The 656-nt window shown below is 51.2% G+C and carries 1 protein-coding gene; it reads left to right on the plus strand.

The features are described 5' to 3' along the window. A partial coding sequence (locus GHO41_RS30160; protein ID WP_218580290.1) for a hypothetical protein occupies window positions 1–193 on the plus strand: 193 nt, incomplete at its 5' end. Window positions 194–656: the final 463 nt, after the last annotated feature.

Here is a 656-nt window from a genome sequence, read left to right on the forward strand (position 1 = left end):
TCAGACGTCGTTCGCCAGGGTTGTCGCTGTAGCGTGTTTCATAAGCGAGGGTGTCGCCGTCCCAGCCGTAGATGTTTCGGCCGCAGTCGTATTGGGCGTTGAGCGTGCGCTGCTGTTGCTCGATCCACGCCGGGCCGGCGCCGGCAGTGAGCTTTGGAGTATTAAGTTTGTTAAAGAGCGGAGGTTTAAGTGAACAGCGGTGAGTTGGCGTGTGTGAGCCGCTTGTGGTCTAGGATCGCATCGCAGGCGATATTCGTGCTGCGGAGCACTGCTGACGGAATAGGCGCTGCTATTAACATCGAGAGACGCCTTTGCATAAAGGACGTACCGTTGCATTGCCCATGCCCGCTATTCGGATTGATGTATGGGAGGGACCCGATCAACGAGCTTATGTCTTAACCTAGTTCTAATGATTTGCCTCATTCCTGTTGGTTTATTCGGAGTGGCCTATACCCCATATTCATATTTGTATATTTCTTAGCTCCTCGACTTAGAAAACGATGCCAATTCTTTTCAGTGGCTAATGCTGCATCAGTCCAGAAAAACGATTTTATTTCGTTGTCAGCGCAATCAATGACTCCCTGAATTCAACACATAAGTGCAACGCTCACCCCTGTATGCACTTCGTACGGCGTCTTCCAGCCCAAGCGCTTGCG

The sequence above is a fragment of the Pseudomonas sp. FSL R10-0399 genome (assembly GCF_009600165.1).
In the GTDB taxonomy this organism is placed as follows: Bacteria; Pseudomonadota; Gammaproteobacteria; order Pseudomonadales; family Pseudomonadaceae; genus Aquipseudomonas; species Aquipseudomonas helleri.